We start from the raw sequence: 16,564 nt of genomic DNA on the forward strand, positions 1-16,564 counted from the left end.
GGTGAAAGTCGGGCCCACCGCGGCGGGGGGATGAGTCCTCGTCCGACCGGACAGGTGACCTCGTCACTGTTCCGGCTGTGACGTCGATCCGTCCGTGAGAATCTTGGCCAGGACGGTGGCTTCGCTGATTTCGGGGTTCTTCGTTGCGGTGAGCAAGGTGACGGGACCTTCCCGCAGGATTTCTCGCAGGCTCTGCAGAGCCGCGGCGCGCTCCGGTTCTTTGAGTTCTTCCTCGTAGCGGGTCGTGAATTCCACGAATCGCTCGGGAACATGGGCGTACCACTTTCGAAGGTCAGTCGAGGGGGCGACCGCCTTGCACCACTGGTTGAGGTGAGCCTTCTCTTTGCTGAGGCCCCGAGGCCAGATCCGGTCGACAAGCACCCGTGAACCGTCGGTGGGCCCTGGCTCGTCATAGACCCGGCGAACGCCAACAGTGTGCGCAGTCATCGCTTCCTCCTCGCGCTCCAACCTAGACGCTTTCTGCCATGATCATCGATCCTCCGTAATCATCGCGCGGATCGCAGCCTGCGAGTCCGGAGAGGCGCGTGGTTGTGGCGCGAGTGTATGTCTCGGCGACCTCTGCCCGTAGGCTCCGGGAATGAAACCTCCGTCCGACGATCAATCGCTCCCCGCCGCCGATATTGGCGCGGGAGGAACCCGGGCGAGCATCCGGTCGGAACTCGATCAGCGCCGTTACACCGTGGTCGATGAGGATTGGGCTGGCGGGATCCCCGCCCAGTACGGGGTCTCACCGCGCGTTCGGATCGGTCAGACGAGATGGTTCAACTTGTTGTGGCTGATCCCGATCGGGTTACTGCTGCTTCTGGTCAGCGTCGCCATTGCCCGAGGCATCCGGGGACTTCCCGCGGTGCAGGGCTTCATTCACGCCTATCCGGGCCTGTCCGAACTGCCCGACAATGCTCCGGTCGGATTTCCCGCCTGGCTGGGCTGGCAGCACTTCCTGAACCTGTTTTTCATGATCTTCATCATCCGGTCGGGTATCACGGTGCTCGCGGATCATCCTCGGCTCTACTGGACGAGGCACTCCACCCCGGGCAAAGACTGGTTCCGGGTTCAGAAGCCGGTGCCGACCAACCCTCTCTACACCGCCAAAGACGACTCGATCACGTTGCCGAACGGGGTCGGCCTCCCCGGCCGGAGACACTCCATCGGGCTCGCCCGGTGGTGGCACCTCGGCATCGACACTCTGTGGTTGGCAAACGGGCTCGTGTTCTTCATCCTGTTGTTCACCACCGGGCAGTGGATGCGCCTGGTCCCGCTGCACTGGGACGTTATCCCGAACGCCCTCTCGGTGGCAATCCAGTATCTGTCTCTTGACTGGCCGACGGAGAGCGGCTGGACCAACTACAACAGCCTCCAACTCATCGCCTACTTCGTCACAGTGTTCCTCGCCGCCCCCTTGGCCCTGCTTTCGGGTCTTGGTATGTCGCCGGCCCTGTCGACTCGGTTCCGGCGGATCAGTTCGGTTTTCAGTATCCAAGTCGCCCGGTCCCTGCATTTCCTGGTCCTGTGCTGGTTCGTGTTCTTCATCGTCATCCACATCTCCCTCGTGATCGCTACGGGTGCCCTGCGGAACCTGAATCACATGTACGCCGCACAGAACACCGAATCATGGACCGGGTTCTGGATCTTTTCCGTCTCGATGGTCGTCGTCATCGTCGGCTGGGTCGCTGCCACTCCCTTCACTTACCGGCACCCCCGCGTTGTTCAGAGGGTCGGCTTCGCCCTGATCGGGCCGGCTCAACGTTTGTTCGAGCACATCGACTCAAAACCCGGGGAATACACGGAAAAGGACATCTCCCCGTATTTCTGGCACAACGGAAAATATCCCGACACCGACGAGTACACGCAGCTTCAGGCCGGTTCGTTCGCCGACTACAAGCTCGTCGTCAACGGGCTCGTGGAAAACCCCGTCGAGCTGAGCATCGACCAACTGAGGGCGATGGCACATCACGAGCAGATCACCCAGCACTTCTGCATCCAAGGCTGGTCCGGCGTCGCCAAATGGGGCGGAGTGTCCATGCAGAAAATCGTCGATACCGTGAAACCGACACCGGAGGCGAAATGGGTGATCTTCTACTCCCTGGCTCTCGGCCCCGAGGGCGGTCTGTATTACGACGCGCAACCGATCGAGCAGATGGACCACCACCTGACGATGCTTGCCTATGACATGAACGACGCACCACTGTCCTTTGGCCACGGGGCCCCACTACGGCTCAGGAACGAAATCGAGCTGGGATTCAAAATGGTCAAGTGGATCAAAGCAATCGAATTCGTTGCGGACTTCGCCGACGTCGGCGGGGGCTCGGCGGATACAACAACGATCATGAGTTCTTCGGCTACCGGCAATCGATCTGATCCCCGGTCGAGCCGAACGGGGCACACTCTCCGAGACGGATCGACCGGTGACCTCGACGGACGCGTGATGCCGACGAGTTTGTTCCATTGCCCGAGTCGATACTCCGGGGAGCGAGCACCATGCGACGACCATGGTCGGAGCGTGTTCCGCGCAAGGTATAGCTCGAGTAGCCGGTCCAGGACGCAGGACGGCACCTCGGCGCCACGATAGCCTGAAGAGATGTCACTCGTCCTGCCTTTCGACGGTCACACGCCGACAATCGACGCCTCCGCCTGGGTCGCCCCGAACGCGACACTTATCGGACAGGTCACGCTCGCGGCCGACTCGAGCGTGTTTTACGGAGCGGTGCTTCGCGCCGACACGGACTCGATCTCGATCGGGGCAGGCAGCAATCTACAGGACAACGTCGCGGTGCACTGCGACTACGGCACGCCGACCATCGTCGGTAAGCGCGTCAGCGTTGGCCATTCCGCCGTACTGCACGGCTGCACGATCGAAGACGACTGCCTCATCGGCATGAGCGCGACCGTGCTCAATGGAGCGGTGATCGGCGCCGGTTCTCTCGTGGCTGCGGGCGCCGTGGTTCTCGAGGGCACGATCATCCCGCCGCGTTCACTGGTCGCCGGGGTTCCCGCCAAGGTGCGACGCGAGCTCACGGATGACGAGGTCGGCGAGGTGACAGCGAACGCAGCTCACTATGTGGAGCTGAGTCGTCAGCACGCCGTTCTCTGAAACTTCAAGCTCAGCCCCACACCGTTGTGACGATTGCGCCGAGCAGGTTGTCGGTGGGGAAGTTGACTCGGCTGGCTCTGGTGTAGACATCTCCCTCCTTCGTTCACGTCGGAGAATTCGAATTTTTGCACTGACAGGGCACCGAGATAGCTCGCGGAGACGGACGGTTGATCCGTGCCTACCGCGACTTCGAGAGTGGTGATATCAGCCTCCGGGCCTCTCCTGAGACACCGGAAGCAGATGGAATTCGATATTTCATCCTTCGGTGCGGTGCGGTGCGGTGAGAATTGGCGTGGCCACGCCTGTCGACGTGTATTACGAGTGCCAGGCTTGCCCGTCACGTCGGGATCGTTCAGGGGCGTGTTCCCAAAAGTGCGGCGTAGGTCGTCTGATCCACGAGTTACTGCAATCCGTTGGTATCGAATAGTCAGCGCGGACGGGAATGGACGATACCGGCGCTGCAGGAGCGCAGTGCCCAGTCACAGGAGTCATCGATGGGGACGCTGAAATGGAGTTGCCGTGAGCAGCAGCAGGCGTTTTCACCGGAGCACCTGCCGGTATTTCGCCATCCTGATCGCGATGAGAACACACTACAGACGAAAGTGTGCGAGAAATCACGTCAGCGCTTCGGCCCGAAAGGAGATCGTTTCCTTAGCTCAGGTGAATGACGCGCACCAGGTTCCGGTCAAATCGCAGCTGGGAGCGCCACCGCTCGACTATCGCCGGTAGGCCAGCGCGATCACAATGATCGCGGCGATCGGAATCAGGCAGACGGCGAGCGTCACCGTCGGAACCGTTTTGGCCTCGGACCGCACCAGCCCGACGATCGCCAGCACCGTGGCAACAAAGAGCACTGCCGACCCAACATAGAAGATCACGATGCTCGTGCTGACGGCCCCGGCACCGTTGAGTGTCGCGTCGATTCCGGCGACGAATCCCCAGATTGCGAGTCCCACTCCGACGACCGCGAGCGTGAGCGAGACAAGCGCCACCCGGCTGTAGGCGCGCTCCGAAGGAGTCTCGATGTGTGACACGCTCACGACCCGATGAGATTCTGTACGAAGACGTGCGGGGTGAAACCGGTGAGGTCGCCGATGCCCTCGCCCTGGCCGATGAGCTTGATCGGAATGCCCGTCTTTTCCTGCACCGCAAGCACGAATCCACCCTTTGCTGAGCCGTCAAGCTTGGTGAGCACGAGCCCGGTCACACCGGCGTGCTGGATGAACCCCTCAGCCTGGGCGAGTCCATTCTGGCCCGTTGTCGCGTCGAGCACGAGCAGCACCTCTGCGATCTCGGTCTGCTTCTCGACCACACGACGGATCTTTGTGAGCTCGTCCATCAGACCGCTCTTGGTCTGGAGGCGGCCGGCCGTGTCGATCAGCACAATGTCGATGCCCTCGCGCTGCGCACGCTCGACGGTCTGGAAGGCGACGGATGCCGGATCCTGGCCCTGCTGCTGCGGACGTTGGATGGCGGCACCGCCGCGCTCCGCCCAGGTGGCCAGCTGCTCGACGGCCGCCGCGCGGAAGGTGTCGGCCGCACCGACGATCACGCTTCGCCCGTAACCGCCGAGGAACTTCGCAAACTTACCGATGGTGGTGGTCTTGCCGACGCCGTTGACTCCCACGACAAGCACCACCGCGGGACGCGCGCTGAGCGTGAGAGTTGGGTTGAGACGGGCGAGCCGCTCCTCGAGGGTCTCGCGCAACATCCGCTTGAGGTCCACCGGGTCGGTCGTGGCGAAACGCTTGACGCTCGCACGGAGTTCTTCGATGATGGCCTCGGTGAGATCCATGCCGAAATCAGCGGTGATCAGCGCGTCTTCGAGGTCGTCCCAGGTCTGGTCGTCGATGGTCTTACGAGCGAACATGCCCTTGAGCGCGCCCGAGAGGGACCAGGGAGAAGCCATAGGTCAATGCTACTGATCAGCAGGAGCCCTTCGCGGCGTGTGTGCTGGGCAGAGCAGGGCAGACTAGAAGAGTGACTTTCGCCTTCATCCGCCATGGCCAGACCGAGTGGAACCGGGAGCTGCGCCTCCAGGGCTCCTCCGACATCCCGCTCAATGACACCGGACGGGAACAGGCTCGCGAGGCGGTCGGCGTGCTCTCCGGCACGCACTGGGATGCCGTGGTGAGCTCGCCACTCAGTCGCGCCCGCGAGACGGCCCAGATCATCGCCGATGGTCTCGGAATCGCGCTCGGAGAAAGCTATGACGAACTCGTCGAACGCCACTACGGCGACGGCGAAGGCGCGACCGCGGAAGACATCGAGGCGCGCTGGCCGCAACACGACTACCCCGGGCTCGAGAGTCTGGACTCAGTGGTCGCCCGCGGCATCGCGGCACTCGATCGCATTGCCGACGACTACGGCGACGCCAACGTGGTGATCGTCTGCCACGGCACGATCATCCGTTACACCCTCGGCGCCCTCGCCGGGCAACAGCTCCCCGCGATCGAAAACGGCTCCACCGCCACCTTCGACCGCATGGGCGAGGGATGGCGCGTGCACACCGTCAACGACGCGGTGCTCTCGCCCATCAGCTAGACCGCCTGAGCGAATCCGAGGTCGGCGTCCGCGAGATGAGCGAGCTCGGGTGGGAGCTCGAGACCCTTGCGCTTCATCGACTGCGCCCACAGGCGTCCAGCACGGTAGGACGAACGCACCAGCGGACCCGCGAGCACCCCGAGGAATCCGATCGCCTCGGCCTCCTCCTTGATCTCGATGAACTCCTGCGGCGGCAGGTAGCGGGCCACCGGCAGGTGCCTGGCCGTCGGCCGCAGGTACTGCGTCACGGTGATGATGTCGGTGCCGGCATCGTGCAGGTCCTGCAGCGCCTGGCTGATCTCCGATCGCTCCTCCCCCATACCCAGAATCAGGTTGGACTTGGTGATGAGCCCCGCCGCACGTGCACTCGTGATCACGCCGAGCGAGCGCTCGTAGCGGAACGCGGGACGGATGCGCTTGAACAGCCGCGGCACCGTCTCGACGTTGTGCGCGAAGACCTCCGGACGCGAGGAGAACACCTCCGCGAGCAGGTCGGGATTGCCGGAGAAGTCCGTGGCGAGGATCTCGACCCCGGTTCCCGGGTTCACCGCATGAATCCGCCGCACCGTCTCCGCGTGAAGCCAGGCGCCTTCGTCGGGCAGGTCGTCGCGAGCGACGCCCGTGACGGTCGCATAACGCAGTCGCATGCTGAGCACCGAGTCGGCGACGCGACGCGGCTCATCCCTGTCGTAGTCCGCGGGCTTCCCGGTGTCGATCTGGCAGAAGTCGCACCGCCGCGTGCACTGGGCACCGCCGATGAGGAAGGTGGCCTCTCGGTCTTCCCAGCACTCGTAGATGTTGGGGCATCCGGCCTCCTGGCACACCGTGTGCAGCCCTTCGTCCTTCACGAGCTTCTGCAGTTCGAGGTACTCCGGACCCTGGCGGGCGACGGTCTTGATCCACGGGGGCTTGCGCTCGATGGGCGTCTCGGTGTTGCGAATCTCGAGGCGAAGCATCCGCCGTCCGTCGGGTGCCGCGGTCATGCGGAGACCGCCACGGTTGCGAGCACGGCTGTCTCGGCGACCAGCGCGTCGAAGCGCACGGTGACCACCGCGGCAGCATCGGCTGGCGTGACCTGCCCACCGGATTCGCGGCTGATCGTGGTGACGCCGGCGTCACGGATGCCACACGCCACGATGTGCTCGTAGGCGTCGAGGGAGTTGCTGCAGTTGAGGGCGAATCCGTGCATGGTGACGCCTCCGGCAACGCGGATGCCGATGGCCGCGATCTTCTCCTCGCGCGCGCCATCCACGATCCAGACCCCCGACCGACCGGCCACCCGCACTCCGATCACCCCGAAGTGGGCGATCACGTCGATGAGCAGTTCCTCGAGCCGACGCACGTACGCGACGACATCGACGGGGTCGTGCAGGCGCAGGATCGGGTAGCCCACCAGCTGCCCTGGACCGTGCCAGGTGATCTTGCCGCCGCGATCGACGTCGATGACCGGGGAGCCGTCATCCGGCCGCTCACTGGCCTCGGTGCGGGTACCGGCGGTGTAGACGGACGGATGCTCGAGCAGCAGCACCGTGTCGGGGCGAGTTCCCTCCACCACTGCGGAGTGGATGCTGCGCTGCAGAGCGAGCGCCTCGGGATAGGGCAGAAGGTCCGGTGCGAGTCCGGCGACGATGATATCGACCATTGGACAAGCTTAGGCACTTACTGGACGGAGTCCAACAACATCGCCACTCAGGCCGAGGTCTCTGCCCTGACGCGCTGCCCGACGACCGCGCTGATTCCGTCCGCGCGCATGCTCACGCCGTAGAGGGCATCCGCGATCTCCATCGTGCGCTTCTGGTGGGTGATCACGATGAGCTGCGAGGTCTGGCGCAGGTCTTCGAAGATCTGCAGCAGGCGACCGAGGTTGGCGTCGTCGAGAGCCGCCTCCACCTCATCCATGATGTAAAACGGGCTCGGACGCGCCTTGAAGATCGCGATGAGAAGGGCGACGGCGGCAAGGGATCGCTCCCCACCGCTGAGCAGCGAAAGTCGCTCGATCTTCTTACCCGCCGGCCTTACCGTCACCTCGATACCCGTTGTCAGCATGCTGTCGGGATCGGTGAGGAAGATACTGCCGGTGCCGCCGGGGAAGAGAATCGGAAAGACGGTGTTGAAGGCCTCCCGGGTGTCCTCGAAGGCGCTCGCGAAGATATCCTCCATCTTCCCGTCGATCTCCCCGATGATCGTGAGCAGGTCGGTTCGGGTGGAGGTGAGGTCGGTGAGCTGCTCGGTGAGGAACCGGTGGCGCTGCTCGAGAGCGGCGAATTCCTCGAGCGCGAGCGGGTTGACGCGGCCGAGTTGCGCGAGTGTGCGCTCGGCCTTCGCCAGGCGCACCTCCTGCTCGGCCCGCACGAACGCACGGCCGTCGACGGTCGCCGCTTCCGCTTCCGCTCCCGCTTCCGCTCCCGCTTCCGAAAACGCAGGAGATTCGCCATCATCCGCGACATCCGCTGCCGATTGGCCGCTTTCGTGGCGAATCTCCTGCGTTTTCGGTGGGCTGGAGTCGAGAGGCACCGGCTGCTCCGGACCGTATTCGGCCACAAGCACATCCTCAACGAGACCGAGCTCCTCGCCCGCACGCTCGAGCAGGGTCGACAGGTGCAGCTTCTTCTCGTACACCTGCATTTCGAGCCCGTGCACGTCGTTGCTGATTAGCATGAGCCGCTCACGCAGGGTGTTCTCGCCGCGACGCAACTCGGCCAGCTCCTCGTTCTGGGCGGCACGCTCGGACTCGCGCGCGGCGAGCTGCACCCGGGCCTCGGAAACCGAACGATCCACGGCATCCAGCACAGCCGGCAGCGCGTCCAACACCGTCTGGGCGGATGCCACCTGCCGACGCCTGATAACCGCTCGCCGTGCCGCCTCATCGGCCGCTTCGCGCTCGGCCTCCAGCTGCCGCTGCAGCTGCAGCGCGCGCAGTTGCTCAGCCCGCGCACGTTCTCGCGCGGTCTCCACCCGCAGGCGCGCCTCGACCTCGCGCTCACGGGCCTCGTCCAGGTCGGCGAGAACGCCATCGCGGGCGGCGACATCGAGGATCGGGCGCGGGCGAGAGACGAAGGTGTCGAGTTCCTGGGCGGCGCGTTCGGCTGCGGACGCGGCATCCGTCACCGAGACCGTGGCGAGTGCGAGCCCGCGTTCGAGACGATCAGCCTCCGCCGCCGCCGCCTCCACCTGAACACGCACGCGATTGAGCTTCTCGGTCTGGGTGGCGAGCTGCGAGTCGAACTGGCGAAGGGCCGTGAGCGCCCGGGTGGACTGCTCCTTCGCGACCTCGAGGCGACCTCGCTGCTCGGCGAGGGCGAAGCGAGCCCGGTCGATGAGAGAGGTGACCTCATCGAGCCGGTGCTTCGCCGCATCCCGGTCGGCGACGAGCTCGAGGCGCGAGCGCTTGGCTCCGGAGCCACCGCGCAACACGTACTCCGAGAGCACGTCGCCGGATTTCGTAATGATGGTCATGCCCGACTCCGCGTCGAGCCGCGACCAGGCGGATCGCGCAGTGGGGAGGTCGTCGGCGACGAGCACGCCGGCGAGCAGCAGTTGCACTCCCCCGGGAGCGGTGACGACGCTTCCCGCGACGACGATACCGTCGCCGGGGAGGTGCGCGCCAGCGACGGTGACGTTCGACTCACTGAGCACCACTTCTACCCGGCCGAGGTCATTTTTCGCTGAGTGCTCGAGCGCATCGAATGCGGCGTCCCTGCTGTCCGCGAGTACCGCATCCGCTAGCGATCCGAGCGCCGCCGCGATGGCAGCCTCAAACCCGGGCTGCACCTGCACGTGTTCGGCGACGAGGCCCTGGATGCCGTCGAGCCTGGCAGCGACGAGCGCGCTCGAACCGTCCTTCTGGTCCATCGCCGATGACAGTGCACTGACACGGGCGGCGAGCGCGTCACGCTCCCGTTCATTACCGTGCAGGACTTCGCGCAGCCGGTCGATCTCGGCCTCGGCGTCGACGACCTCGGCCTGGGCGGTCTCGTAGGCAGCGTCGAGATCTGTCTCGCCGGTGTCCGTCAGCACCGCTTCGACTTCGAGCTCCACGAAGGCGATCTGAGCGACTTCACGGCGGTCGCCCGCGGCATCCAGCGCATTCTGCTGGCGCAGCACCTCCCCGCGCACTGCGGCGAGCCGGGACGCGGCACTGTCTTTCTGGCCGCTGAGCTTGGAGATTTCAAGGTCGTGGCGCGAGACGAGCGATGACTGGTACGCGATCTGCTCATCCAGCCCGTCGAGATTCGCGCGTGCCACCGCGGTAACCGCCTGCGCCCCCTGCCAGGCTGCCTCGGCATCCACGATCGTCGCGGCGATACGTTCTACCTCGTCCTCAGCGTCGGACACCATCTGGCGGGTGACGCCCTGGACGGAATCCGGACGGTCGGCCTGCTGTCCGAGCAGCGAGAGACGCTGATTGGCCAGGGAGTAGAGGTTGCGCAGGCGCTCCTGCACGGACTCGAGGCCGAAAGCGGTGCGGCGGGCGACATCCACCACGTCCCCCTCCTGCGATTGCTCAATGCGGTGCTCGCGCAGCTTCGCCTGGTCGAGCTGCTCCTGCAGCACGATGCGTTCGGTCTTGCGTTCGCTCTCGCTGCGGGTAAACGCCATGATCGCGGCGCGTAAGGTGACGACCTCGTCGGCGAGAAGTCGGGCCCGGGCATCCCGCACGATCGACGCGATCGACTGGGCCTCCTTGGCGATCTCGGCTTGGTGACCGAGCGGCTTGAGCTGCCGACGGATCTCCCCCGCGAGGTCGCTCAGCCGGGTGAGGTTGGCCTGCATCGCATCGAGCTTGCGGATCGTCTTTTCTTTGCGACGGCGGTGCTTGAGGATGCCGGCGGCCTCCTCGATGAACCCGCGGCGCTCCTCCGGACTGGCGTGCAGCACAGCGTCAAGCTGTCCCTGGCCCACGATCACGTGCATCTCTCGCCCGAGTCCGGAGTCGCTCAGCAGCTCCTGCACATCGAGCAGCCGACAGGTGTCGCCGTTGATGGCGTACTCCGAGCCGCCGTTTCGGAACAGGGTGCGGCTGATCGTGACCTCGGCGTAGTCGATCGGCAGCGAGCCATCCGCGTTGTCGATCGTAAGGATTACCTCGGCGCGCCCCAGCGGACCCTTGGTCGCCGTTCCGGCGAAGATCACGTCTTCCATCTTGCCGCCGCGGAGGGTCTTTGCGCCCTGCTCGCCCATGACCCAGGCGAGGGCGTCGACGACGTTGGACTTGCCGGAGCCGTTCGGCCCGACCACGCAGGTCACGCCCTGCTCGAAGGCAAAGGTGGTCGGCTGGGCGAAGGACTTGAACCCCTTGAGGGTCAGGCTCTTGAGGTACACCGGCCCGCCCTTCTTCCTCGTCCGCCTGCTGGCCCGCGGATGTCTGGCTCAACGGTACCGGAGAGCAGGGGTCATCCCGGGCAGGCGCTGCCCGTGGCTCTCCACTCCGTGCGTTGGCGAGGTGCGACGGACCGCTTCCGGCGAACCGCGCTGCCATTCGTCAGCCATGCGGGCCAACGTTTGGCAGCACGGCTGACGAATGGCAGCACGGTCGCACACTCTGGCGATTGCAGGGCCACGCGCACCCGACGATGACAAAAGTCACGGCGAGACCGTGAGGGGAGTCGTGGCGCGGGACGGGGCGCCCGTCGAGGCTTGGGCTATGATAGCTCCCGCCATCCAGCTCACCGCGCTCTCGAAGAACTTCGGTGCGGTTCACGCCGTCGTCGATGTCGACCTCCGAATCGACCGCGGCGAGGTCGTGGCATTGCTCGGGCCCAACGGCGCGGGCAAGTCCACCACGATCGATCTCGCCCTCGGCCTCTCGCATCCCACCACCGGTACGGCCCACCTCTTCGGCGACGACCCGCGCGCGGCGATCGTCGACGGGCGAGTCGGCGCAATGCTGCAGGGCGGCGCCCTGTTGCCCGACCTCACGGTTGCCCAGACCGTCGCCCTCGTCGCGAGCGCCCATCGTGCGCCGCTCCCGGTCGACGAGGCGCTCGAGCGAGCGGGCATCCGTGACCTCGCCGCCCGGCGGGTCAGCAAACTCTCCGGCGGCCAGCTGCAACGGGCACGGTTCGCCGTGGCCGTGGTGTCCGACCCCGAACTGCTGATCCTCGACGAACCGACCGCGGCGATGGACGTCGAATCCCGCCGGGACTTCTGGCTGTCGATGCGGCAGTTCACCGCGGAGGGACGCACAGTCGTGTTCGCCACGCACTATCTCGACGAGGCCGACTTCTTCGCCGACCGTATTGTGATCCTTGGCGCCGGGCGCGTCGTCGCAGACGGCACTCCCGGCGAGGTCAAGTCGGTCGTCTCCGGCCGCACCATCCGGTTCGAGGTCGACAGTGGCGAGACGGATGCCGCCGCCGCGGTGATCCCCCACCTTCCGGGCATCCGCTCCCTCGACCGGCGCGCTGACCGTTTCACGCTGGTGACGGACGATTCGGACCGCACCCTGCGCGCCCTGCTCGCAGCCGTGCCGACCGCCCGGGATATCGAGATCACCGCGCACACGATGGATGACGCGTTCCTGGCCCTCACCGCCGAAGCTCCCTCGGCGCACCTCACAAAAGCGGCGCACCTCACGAAAGCAGTCTGACCATGCCTTACCGCTACATTCTCCTCGAGTCGCTTCGCCAGCTGCGCAACGTGCGCGCCCTCGCATTCACCTTCCTGATCCCGCTCGTGATGCTGCTCATCTTCGGCTCGCTGTACGGGTCGAGCGGGCAGCAGGAGCAGAGATCCGGCCTGCCCTGGCTGATCGTCACAACGGTGCAAATGGCCTCGTACGGCGGTATGTTAGCCGCTCTCTCTCAGGCCTTCGCCATCACGACCGAGCGCTCGATCGGCTGGAATCGTCAGCTGCGGATCACGCCACTTTCGGGCGTCGGATACCTCGTCTCGAAGGTCGCAGCAGCGCTGCTGGTCGCGCTCTGCACGATCATCGTGCTGTGTGCGGTTTCGATCGTCGTGCTCGGTGCGCGAATGGATGCGCTCCATTGGTTCACCGCCATCCTGGGCATCTGGATCGGCGTCATCCCCTTCGCTCTCATAGCGGTGGCCCTCGGCCAGTACGCACGACCGTCTTTCGCCCAGCCTCTTTTCACGGTGGTCTTCCTGGGCATGGCGATCCTCGGCGGACTGTGGATCCCGCTCGAGGTGATGCCGACCTGGGTGATCTCGATCGCGCAGACGGTGCCGTCGTACTGGCTCAACAAGCTCGGCCAGATCGGAGCGAATGGCGCGGGCAATGCCCTGCTGCCGATCGTCATCCTCGCGGCCTGGACCGTCGCGCTCGCAGCCCTCATCGCCTGGCGCTACCGACGCGATGCCGCCAGGGCCTGAGCCACTCGCAATAGGGTGACTACCGTGGACACAGAGATCGATCGACGGATGCCCGTGCGCGATCGTTTGCGCGCCCACGGTGCCCGTTCCTGGTACATCGGGGCCGCATCTGGCCTGCTCTGGCAGACCATCCTCGTGGCCAGCGTTCTGTTCCTCGACCTCCCCGTTGTCTCGAAAGTACTCGGCCTTGTGCTGCTCGCGGTGCTCTACGCACTCTTCATGGTGCTCGGTCCGGTCATTTGGAACGAGAGCATCCGCACCCGGCTGGTCGCGATCCTCGTCTATTGGGCGGTGTCCTTCCTGCTCTTTCCCCTGATCGGACCGATCGCGATCTGGATGTGGCTGCTTGTCGTTTCTCTCGCGGCCTTCACCAACCTGCCGCCGCGACTGGCAGTCGGCATCTCCGTGCTCGTGATTCTTACGCAGCTCGGCATCGGGGCCTCGGTGGCATTCACCATTGGTCTGCTGTTCGCCCCGATCGTGACGACGGTGTCCGCGGCTACTCTCATCGGGCTCGGACTGATCTCCCGCTCCACCTCAAATCTGCGGGAGGCGAACGACGAGATCGCGCGGCTGGCCGTTGTGGAGGAGCGCGCGCGATTCGGTCGCGACCTGCACGATGTGCTCGGTCACACCCTGACGGTCGTCACGGTGAAGTCGGAACTGGCGCGTCGCCTCGTCACCATCGACCCGGCGAAGGCCGAAGCGGAGATCGCGGATATCGAACGCCTCACCCGCAGCGCGCTGGCCGACCTCCGCCTGGCGGTGTCGAACTATCGTGAGACCAGCCTGGATGCCGAACTCGCTGCCGCGCGCACCGCCCTCGAGGCGGCCGGCATCGACCCTCACCTGCCGGATTCGTTTCCCAAGCTGGATTCTCGGCTCGAGGGCGTGTTCGCCTGGGTGCTGCGCGAGGGCGTCACCAACGTCATCCGCCATTCGGGGGCGGCGGCATGCTGGGTGACCATCGAGACACACTCCCTCCGGGTGGCGGATGATGGGCGCGGCCCGGAGACAACGGTTCAGGGCCCGACGGGCCTAGGCGCGACCGGCACGGTCCCGACCGGCACGGTCCCGACAGTCACGGGCAACGGACTTCGCGGCCTCCGCGAACGCAGCGCCGAAGCGTCAGCAGAGCTGCTCGTGGGACGCAGTCCGCAGGGTGGATTCGAGCTCGTCGTGCGTGGTGCCCCGTGAGTAACCCGATTCGCATCGTGATCGCCGACGACCAGGCCCTGGTGCGCGGCGCCCTCGCCTCGCTGCTGTCGCTCGAACCCGACATCGAGGTCGTCGGGCAGGTCGGCCGCGGCGACGAGGTGCTCGGCCTCGTGACCAGCACCGGAGCATCCGTCGCCCTGCTCGATGTGGAGATGCCGGGACTCGACGGTCTCGCCGTCGCCCGCCAACTGCGCGACGCCGGTCTCGCCTGCCGATCGCTCATCGTCACGACCTTCGGACGACCCGGATACCTCCGCCGCGCACTCGAATCCGGGGCATTCGGCTTCGTCGTGAAAGACACTCCTGCGCACCAGCTCGCGGACGCTGTGCGCCGGGTGCACGCGGGGTTGCGGGTCATCGACCCTTTGCTTGCCACCGAGTCGCTGATCACCGGCAGCTCCCCGCTCAGCGCCCGCGAGACGGACGTGCTGCTCGCCCTGCGATCCGAGGGAAGCATTGCGGATGTCGCGAAGCTACTGCACCTCTCGGAGGGCACCGTTCGCAACCATCTCTCCTCCGCCATCGGCAAGACACGGGCGCGCAACGGTGGCGAGGCCGTGCGGATCGCCGCCGACAACGGCTGGTTGCTCGCCTAACGCTTCGGTATCGATCGGCGCCGCCGACTCGAACCCGGATGTATCCTGAGCGGCTGTCCCTCCCCGAGATGGCAGAAAAGGGACACCCACGTGACCAATTTCACGCTCGAGCGAATCGCCATCCCCGCTCATCTCGATGATCCGGACGGGGCTGACTTCATCGGGGCTGACTTCATCGCCACGGTCGAGGTACGCAACGCCACCGAGGCCGACGGCTACGGCACCGAGGAGCTCTCGGCCACCGCCGCCGAACTGCTGCCGGTCTGGCTCGACCAGGAGTACGAACCGAAGCAGCTGTTTGCGGCTCGAGTAAACGGCCGCATCGTCGCGCGGGCGATCTTCGAGACTCGGCCTGCAGCCGAGGGGAATACGGCATGGGTCGATGTGCAGGTGCACCCGCAGTTTCGTCGTCGTGGTATCGGCACCGCACTCGCCGACCAGCTGGAGACGCTCGCCACCGAAGATCATCGAACGAGTCTGGTGGTGTACGCGGTGTCGAAGGCGGCTGCGGGTGAACGACTCCGGTCGCCCACCGGCTTCGGATCCGTTCCAGCCGGAAACGCCGAGGTGCGGTTTCTGCTCGACCGTGGCTTCCGGCTCGAACAGGTCAACCGTGCCAGCCGCCTCGCCCTCCCGCTGGCTGCGGACATCGTCGACGGGCTTGTCGAGCAGTCCCAGCAGAGGGCGGGTCCCGACTATCGCCTGCATCAGTGGAGTGGCCGCACTCCTGACCGCTGGCTCGATGACATGGCGTTGTTGTTTACCCGCATGAGCACGGATGTCCCGAAGGCCGACCTCGATGTGCCGGAGGAAGTCTGGACCCGCCAGCGCCTCATCGAGTACGAAGACCGCGCCGAGACTGGCCCGAAGACCTCCGTCATTTCCGTGGTCGAGCATCGGCCGACCGCGCGCCTCGCCGGCATTACCGAACTCGGGGTACCCGCCGAGCCGGATCGACCGGTGTCCCAGAACGACACAATCGTGCTGAAGGAGCATCGCGGGCACCGGCTCGGGATGCTGCTGAAGGCAGCGAACATCCGCTCCCTGCAGTCAACGGCTCCCGGGCATCCCTCGATCATTACGTTCAACGCCGAGGAGAATCAGCACATGCTCGAGGTGAATGAGGCGGTGGGATTCTCGACCATTGGCTACGGGGGCGCTTGGAAGAAGGTACTGGCGCCCTCGTGAGTCTCAGCTCCCCGACGGCGCGCAGGCCTGCCAGGCGGTGCTGGCTTTCACCGCCTTGGCGAAGGATTCGATGGTGACCCCGTAGCCTCCGGAGACTGCAGTGTCGGCGATCTTCTCCTCTACCGCGGCCTTTCCGGACTTCGGCGTCGAGTGAAGGGTCTTGAGATCGGCCTTCAGGCTGTCGGGCGCGGGACGGAGCTTCTCACCGTGGTGATCCTTCCGCCACTCGGCCCGAGCTTCGACGCCGGCCCCGTAGCCGCCATCGAGAGACTTCGCCTGGATTTTCTTCAGCGCCTCGCGACGTTCGGTGCCTGGCTTCAGTTGCTTGGCCGACTTCAGGTCGGCGCGAAGATTGGTCGGCACGACCCTCAGGGCCGAGACAAAATGCTGTCCGAAGGAGCAGCTTGACGAACTGATGCTGACCGGCACCGAGGCAGGGGCAGCGCTTGCGGCGAGCCCACCTGTGCCGAGCGCGAGGGCGAGCCCTGCTCCAACGGCTAGTCCCGTGGCCCAGCGTGTGGTGATCTTCATGATGTTCCTCCCGTGTTGGCCGCCTTTGTGGCACCTGGTT

At 65.5% G+C, this 16,564-nt stretch carries 15 protein-coding genes; 8 read left to right on the forward strand and 7 right to left on the reverse strand.

Annotated elements, in window-relative coordinates:
- Window positions 1–63: 63 nt before the first annotated feature.
- Window positions 64–447, reverse strand: coding sequence for a DUF488 domain-containing protein (locus RCH11_RS03215; protein WP_327055550.1), 384 nt, complete (start codon window positions 445–447; stop codon window positions 64–66).
- Between the two features lie 151 nt (window positions 448–598).
- Between RCH11_RS03215 and RCH11_RS03220 the strand changes: the two genes are divergently transcribed.
- Both RCH11_RS03220 and RCH11_RS03225 read left to right on the forward strand, forming a co-directional pair.
- The gene (locus RCH11_RS03220) at window positions 599–2,590 is read left to right on the forward strand and encodes a molybdopterin-dependent oxidoreductase (protein WP_327055551.1); all 1,992 of its coding nucleotides are present in this window, start codon (window positions 599–601) and stop codon (window positions 2,588–2,590) included.
- Between the two features lie 9 nt (window positions 2,591–2,599).
- Complete coding sequence (locus tag RCH11_RS03225) at window positions 2,600–3,112, forward strand: gamma carbonic anhydrase family protein (RefSeq protein ID WP_327055552.1); 513 nt, start codon at window positions 2,600–2,602, stop codon at window positions 3,110–3,112.
- A gap of 716 nt (window positions 3,113–3,828) precedes the next feature.
- Here the strand turns inward: RCH11_RS03225 and RCH11_RS03230 are convergent.
- Entirely contained in the window at window positions 3,829–4,152 is a 324-nt protein-coding gene (locus RCH11_RS03230) for a hypothetical protein (RefSeq protein WP_327055553.1), read from the reverse strand.
- Window positions 4,149–5,021, reverse strand: a complete 873-nt coding sequence (ftsY, locus tag RCH11_RS03235; RefSeq protein WP_327055554.1) for a signal recognition particle-docking protein FtsY — start codon at window positions 5,019–5,021, stop codon at window positions 4,149–4,151. Before ftsY ends, RCH11_RS03230 begins: the two co-directional genes overlap by 4 nt.
- A 71-nt stretch (window positions 5,022–5,092) precedes the next feature.
- On the opposite strand from ftsY, the gene RCH11_RS03240 reads away from it, so the two are divergent.
- Window positions 5,093–5,656 (forward strand): histidine phosphatase family protein, encoded by a 564-nt coding sequence (locus RCH11_RS03240; RefSeq protein WP_327055555.1) that lies wholly within the window; start codon window positions 5,093–5,095, stop codon window positions 5,654–5,656.
- Here RCH11_RS03240 and lipA read toward each other — a convergent pair.
- From lipA to smc, 3 genes are read right to left on the reverse strand one after another with little or no spacing between them, the layout of a single operon-like run.
- Window positions 5,653–6,639 carry a lipoyl synthase gene (gene lipA / locus RCH11_RS03245; protein ID WP_327055556.1) on the reverse strand — a complete coding sequence of 329 codons (987 nt, stop codon included), beginning with the start codon at window positions 6,637–6,639 and terminating at the stop codon, window positions 5,653–5,655. The two genes, RCH11_RS03240 and lipA, sit on opposite strands and share 4 nt — an antisense overlap.
- Entirely contained in the window at window positions 6,636–7,298 is a 663-nt protein-coding gene (gene lipB, locus RCH11_RS03250) for a lipoyl(octanoyl) transferase LipB (protein ID WP_327055557.1), read from the reverse strand. The genes lipA and lipB overlap by 4 nt, the downstream gene beginning before the upstream one ends.
- A gap of 47 nt (window positions 7,299–7,345) precedes the next feature.
- On the reverse strand, window positions 7,346–10,978 hold the full coding sequence (gene smc / locus RCH11_RS03255; RefSeq protein WP_327055558.1) for a chromosome segregation protein SMC: 3,633 nt from the start codon (window positions 10,976–10,978) through the stop codon (window positions 7,346–7,348).
- 322 nt (window positions 10,979–11,300) lie between these two features.
- On the opposite strand from smc, the gene RCH11_RS03260 reads away from it, so the two are divergent.
- The 5 genes from RCH11_RS03260 to RCH11_RS03280 all read left to right on the forward strand — a co-directional run bounded on the left by RCH11_RS03260 (window position 11,301) and on the right by RCH11_RS03280 (window position 15,993).
- Window positions 11,301–12,245, forward strand: coding sequence for an ABC transporter ATP-binding protein (locus RCH11_RS03260; protein ID WP_327055559.1), 945 nt, complete (start codon window positions 11,301–11,303; stop codon window positions 12,243–12,245).
- 2 nt (window positions 12,246–12,247) lie between these two features.
- A complete protein-coding gene (locus tag RCH11_RS03265) occupies window positions 12,248–12,991 on the forward strand; it encodes an ABC transporter permease (RefSeq protein ID WP_327055560.1) in 744 nt (247 codons plus the stop codon).
- A 24-nt stretch (window positions 12,992–13,015) separates the two neighbouring features.
- Window positions 13,016–14,188 (forward strand): sensor histidine kinase, encoded by a 1,173-nt coding sequence (locus tag RCH11_RS03270; RefSeq protein WP_327055561.1) that lies wholly within the window; start codon window positions 13,016–13,018, stop codon window positions 14,186–14,188.
- The gene (locus RCH11_RS03275; protein WP_327055562.1) at window positions 14,185–14,805 is read left to right on the forward strand and encodes a response regulator transcription factor; all 621 of its coding nucleotides are present in this window, start codon (window positions 14,185–14,187) and stop codon (window positions 14,803–14,805) included. The genes RCH11_RS03270 and RCH11_RS03275 overlap by 4 nt, the downstream gene beginning before the upstream one ends.
- Before the next feature lie 90 nt (window positions 14,806–14,895).
- The gene (locus RCH11_RS03280; RefSeq protein ID WP_327055563.1) at window positions 14,896–15,993 is read left to right on the forward strand and encodes a GNAT family N-acetyltransferase; all 1,098 of its coding nucleotides are present in this window, start codon (window positions 14,896–14,898) and stop codon (window positions 15,991–15,993) included.
- A 3-nt stretch (window positions 15,994–15,996) separates the two neighbouring features.
- Here RCH11_RS03280 and RCH11_RS03285 read toward each other — a convergent pair whose 3' ends face one another.
- On the reverse strand, window positions 15,997–16,524 hold the full coding sequence (locus RCH11_RS03285; RefSeq protein WP_327055564.1) for a hypothetical protein: 528 nt from the start codon (window positions 16,522–16,524) through the stop codon (window positions 15,997–15,999).
- Window positions 16,525–16,564 lie beyond the last annotated feature (40 nt).

The sequence above is a fragment of the Glaciihabitans sp. GrIS 2.15 genome, assembly GCF_035984695.1.
In the GTDB taxonomy this organism is placed as follows: Bacteria; Actinomycetota; Actinomycetes; order Actinomycetales; family Microbacteriaceae; genus Lacisediminihabitans.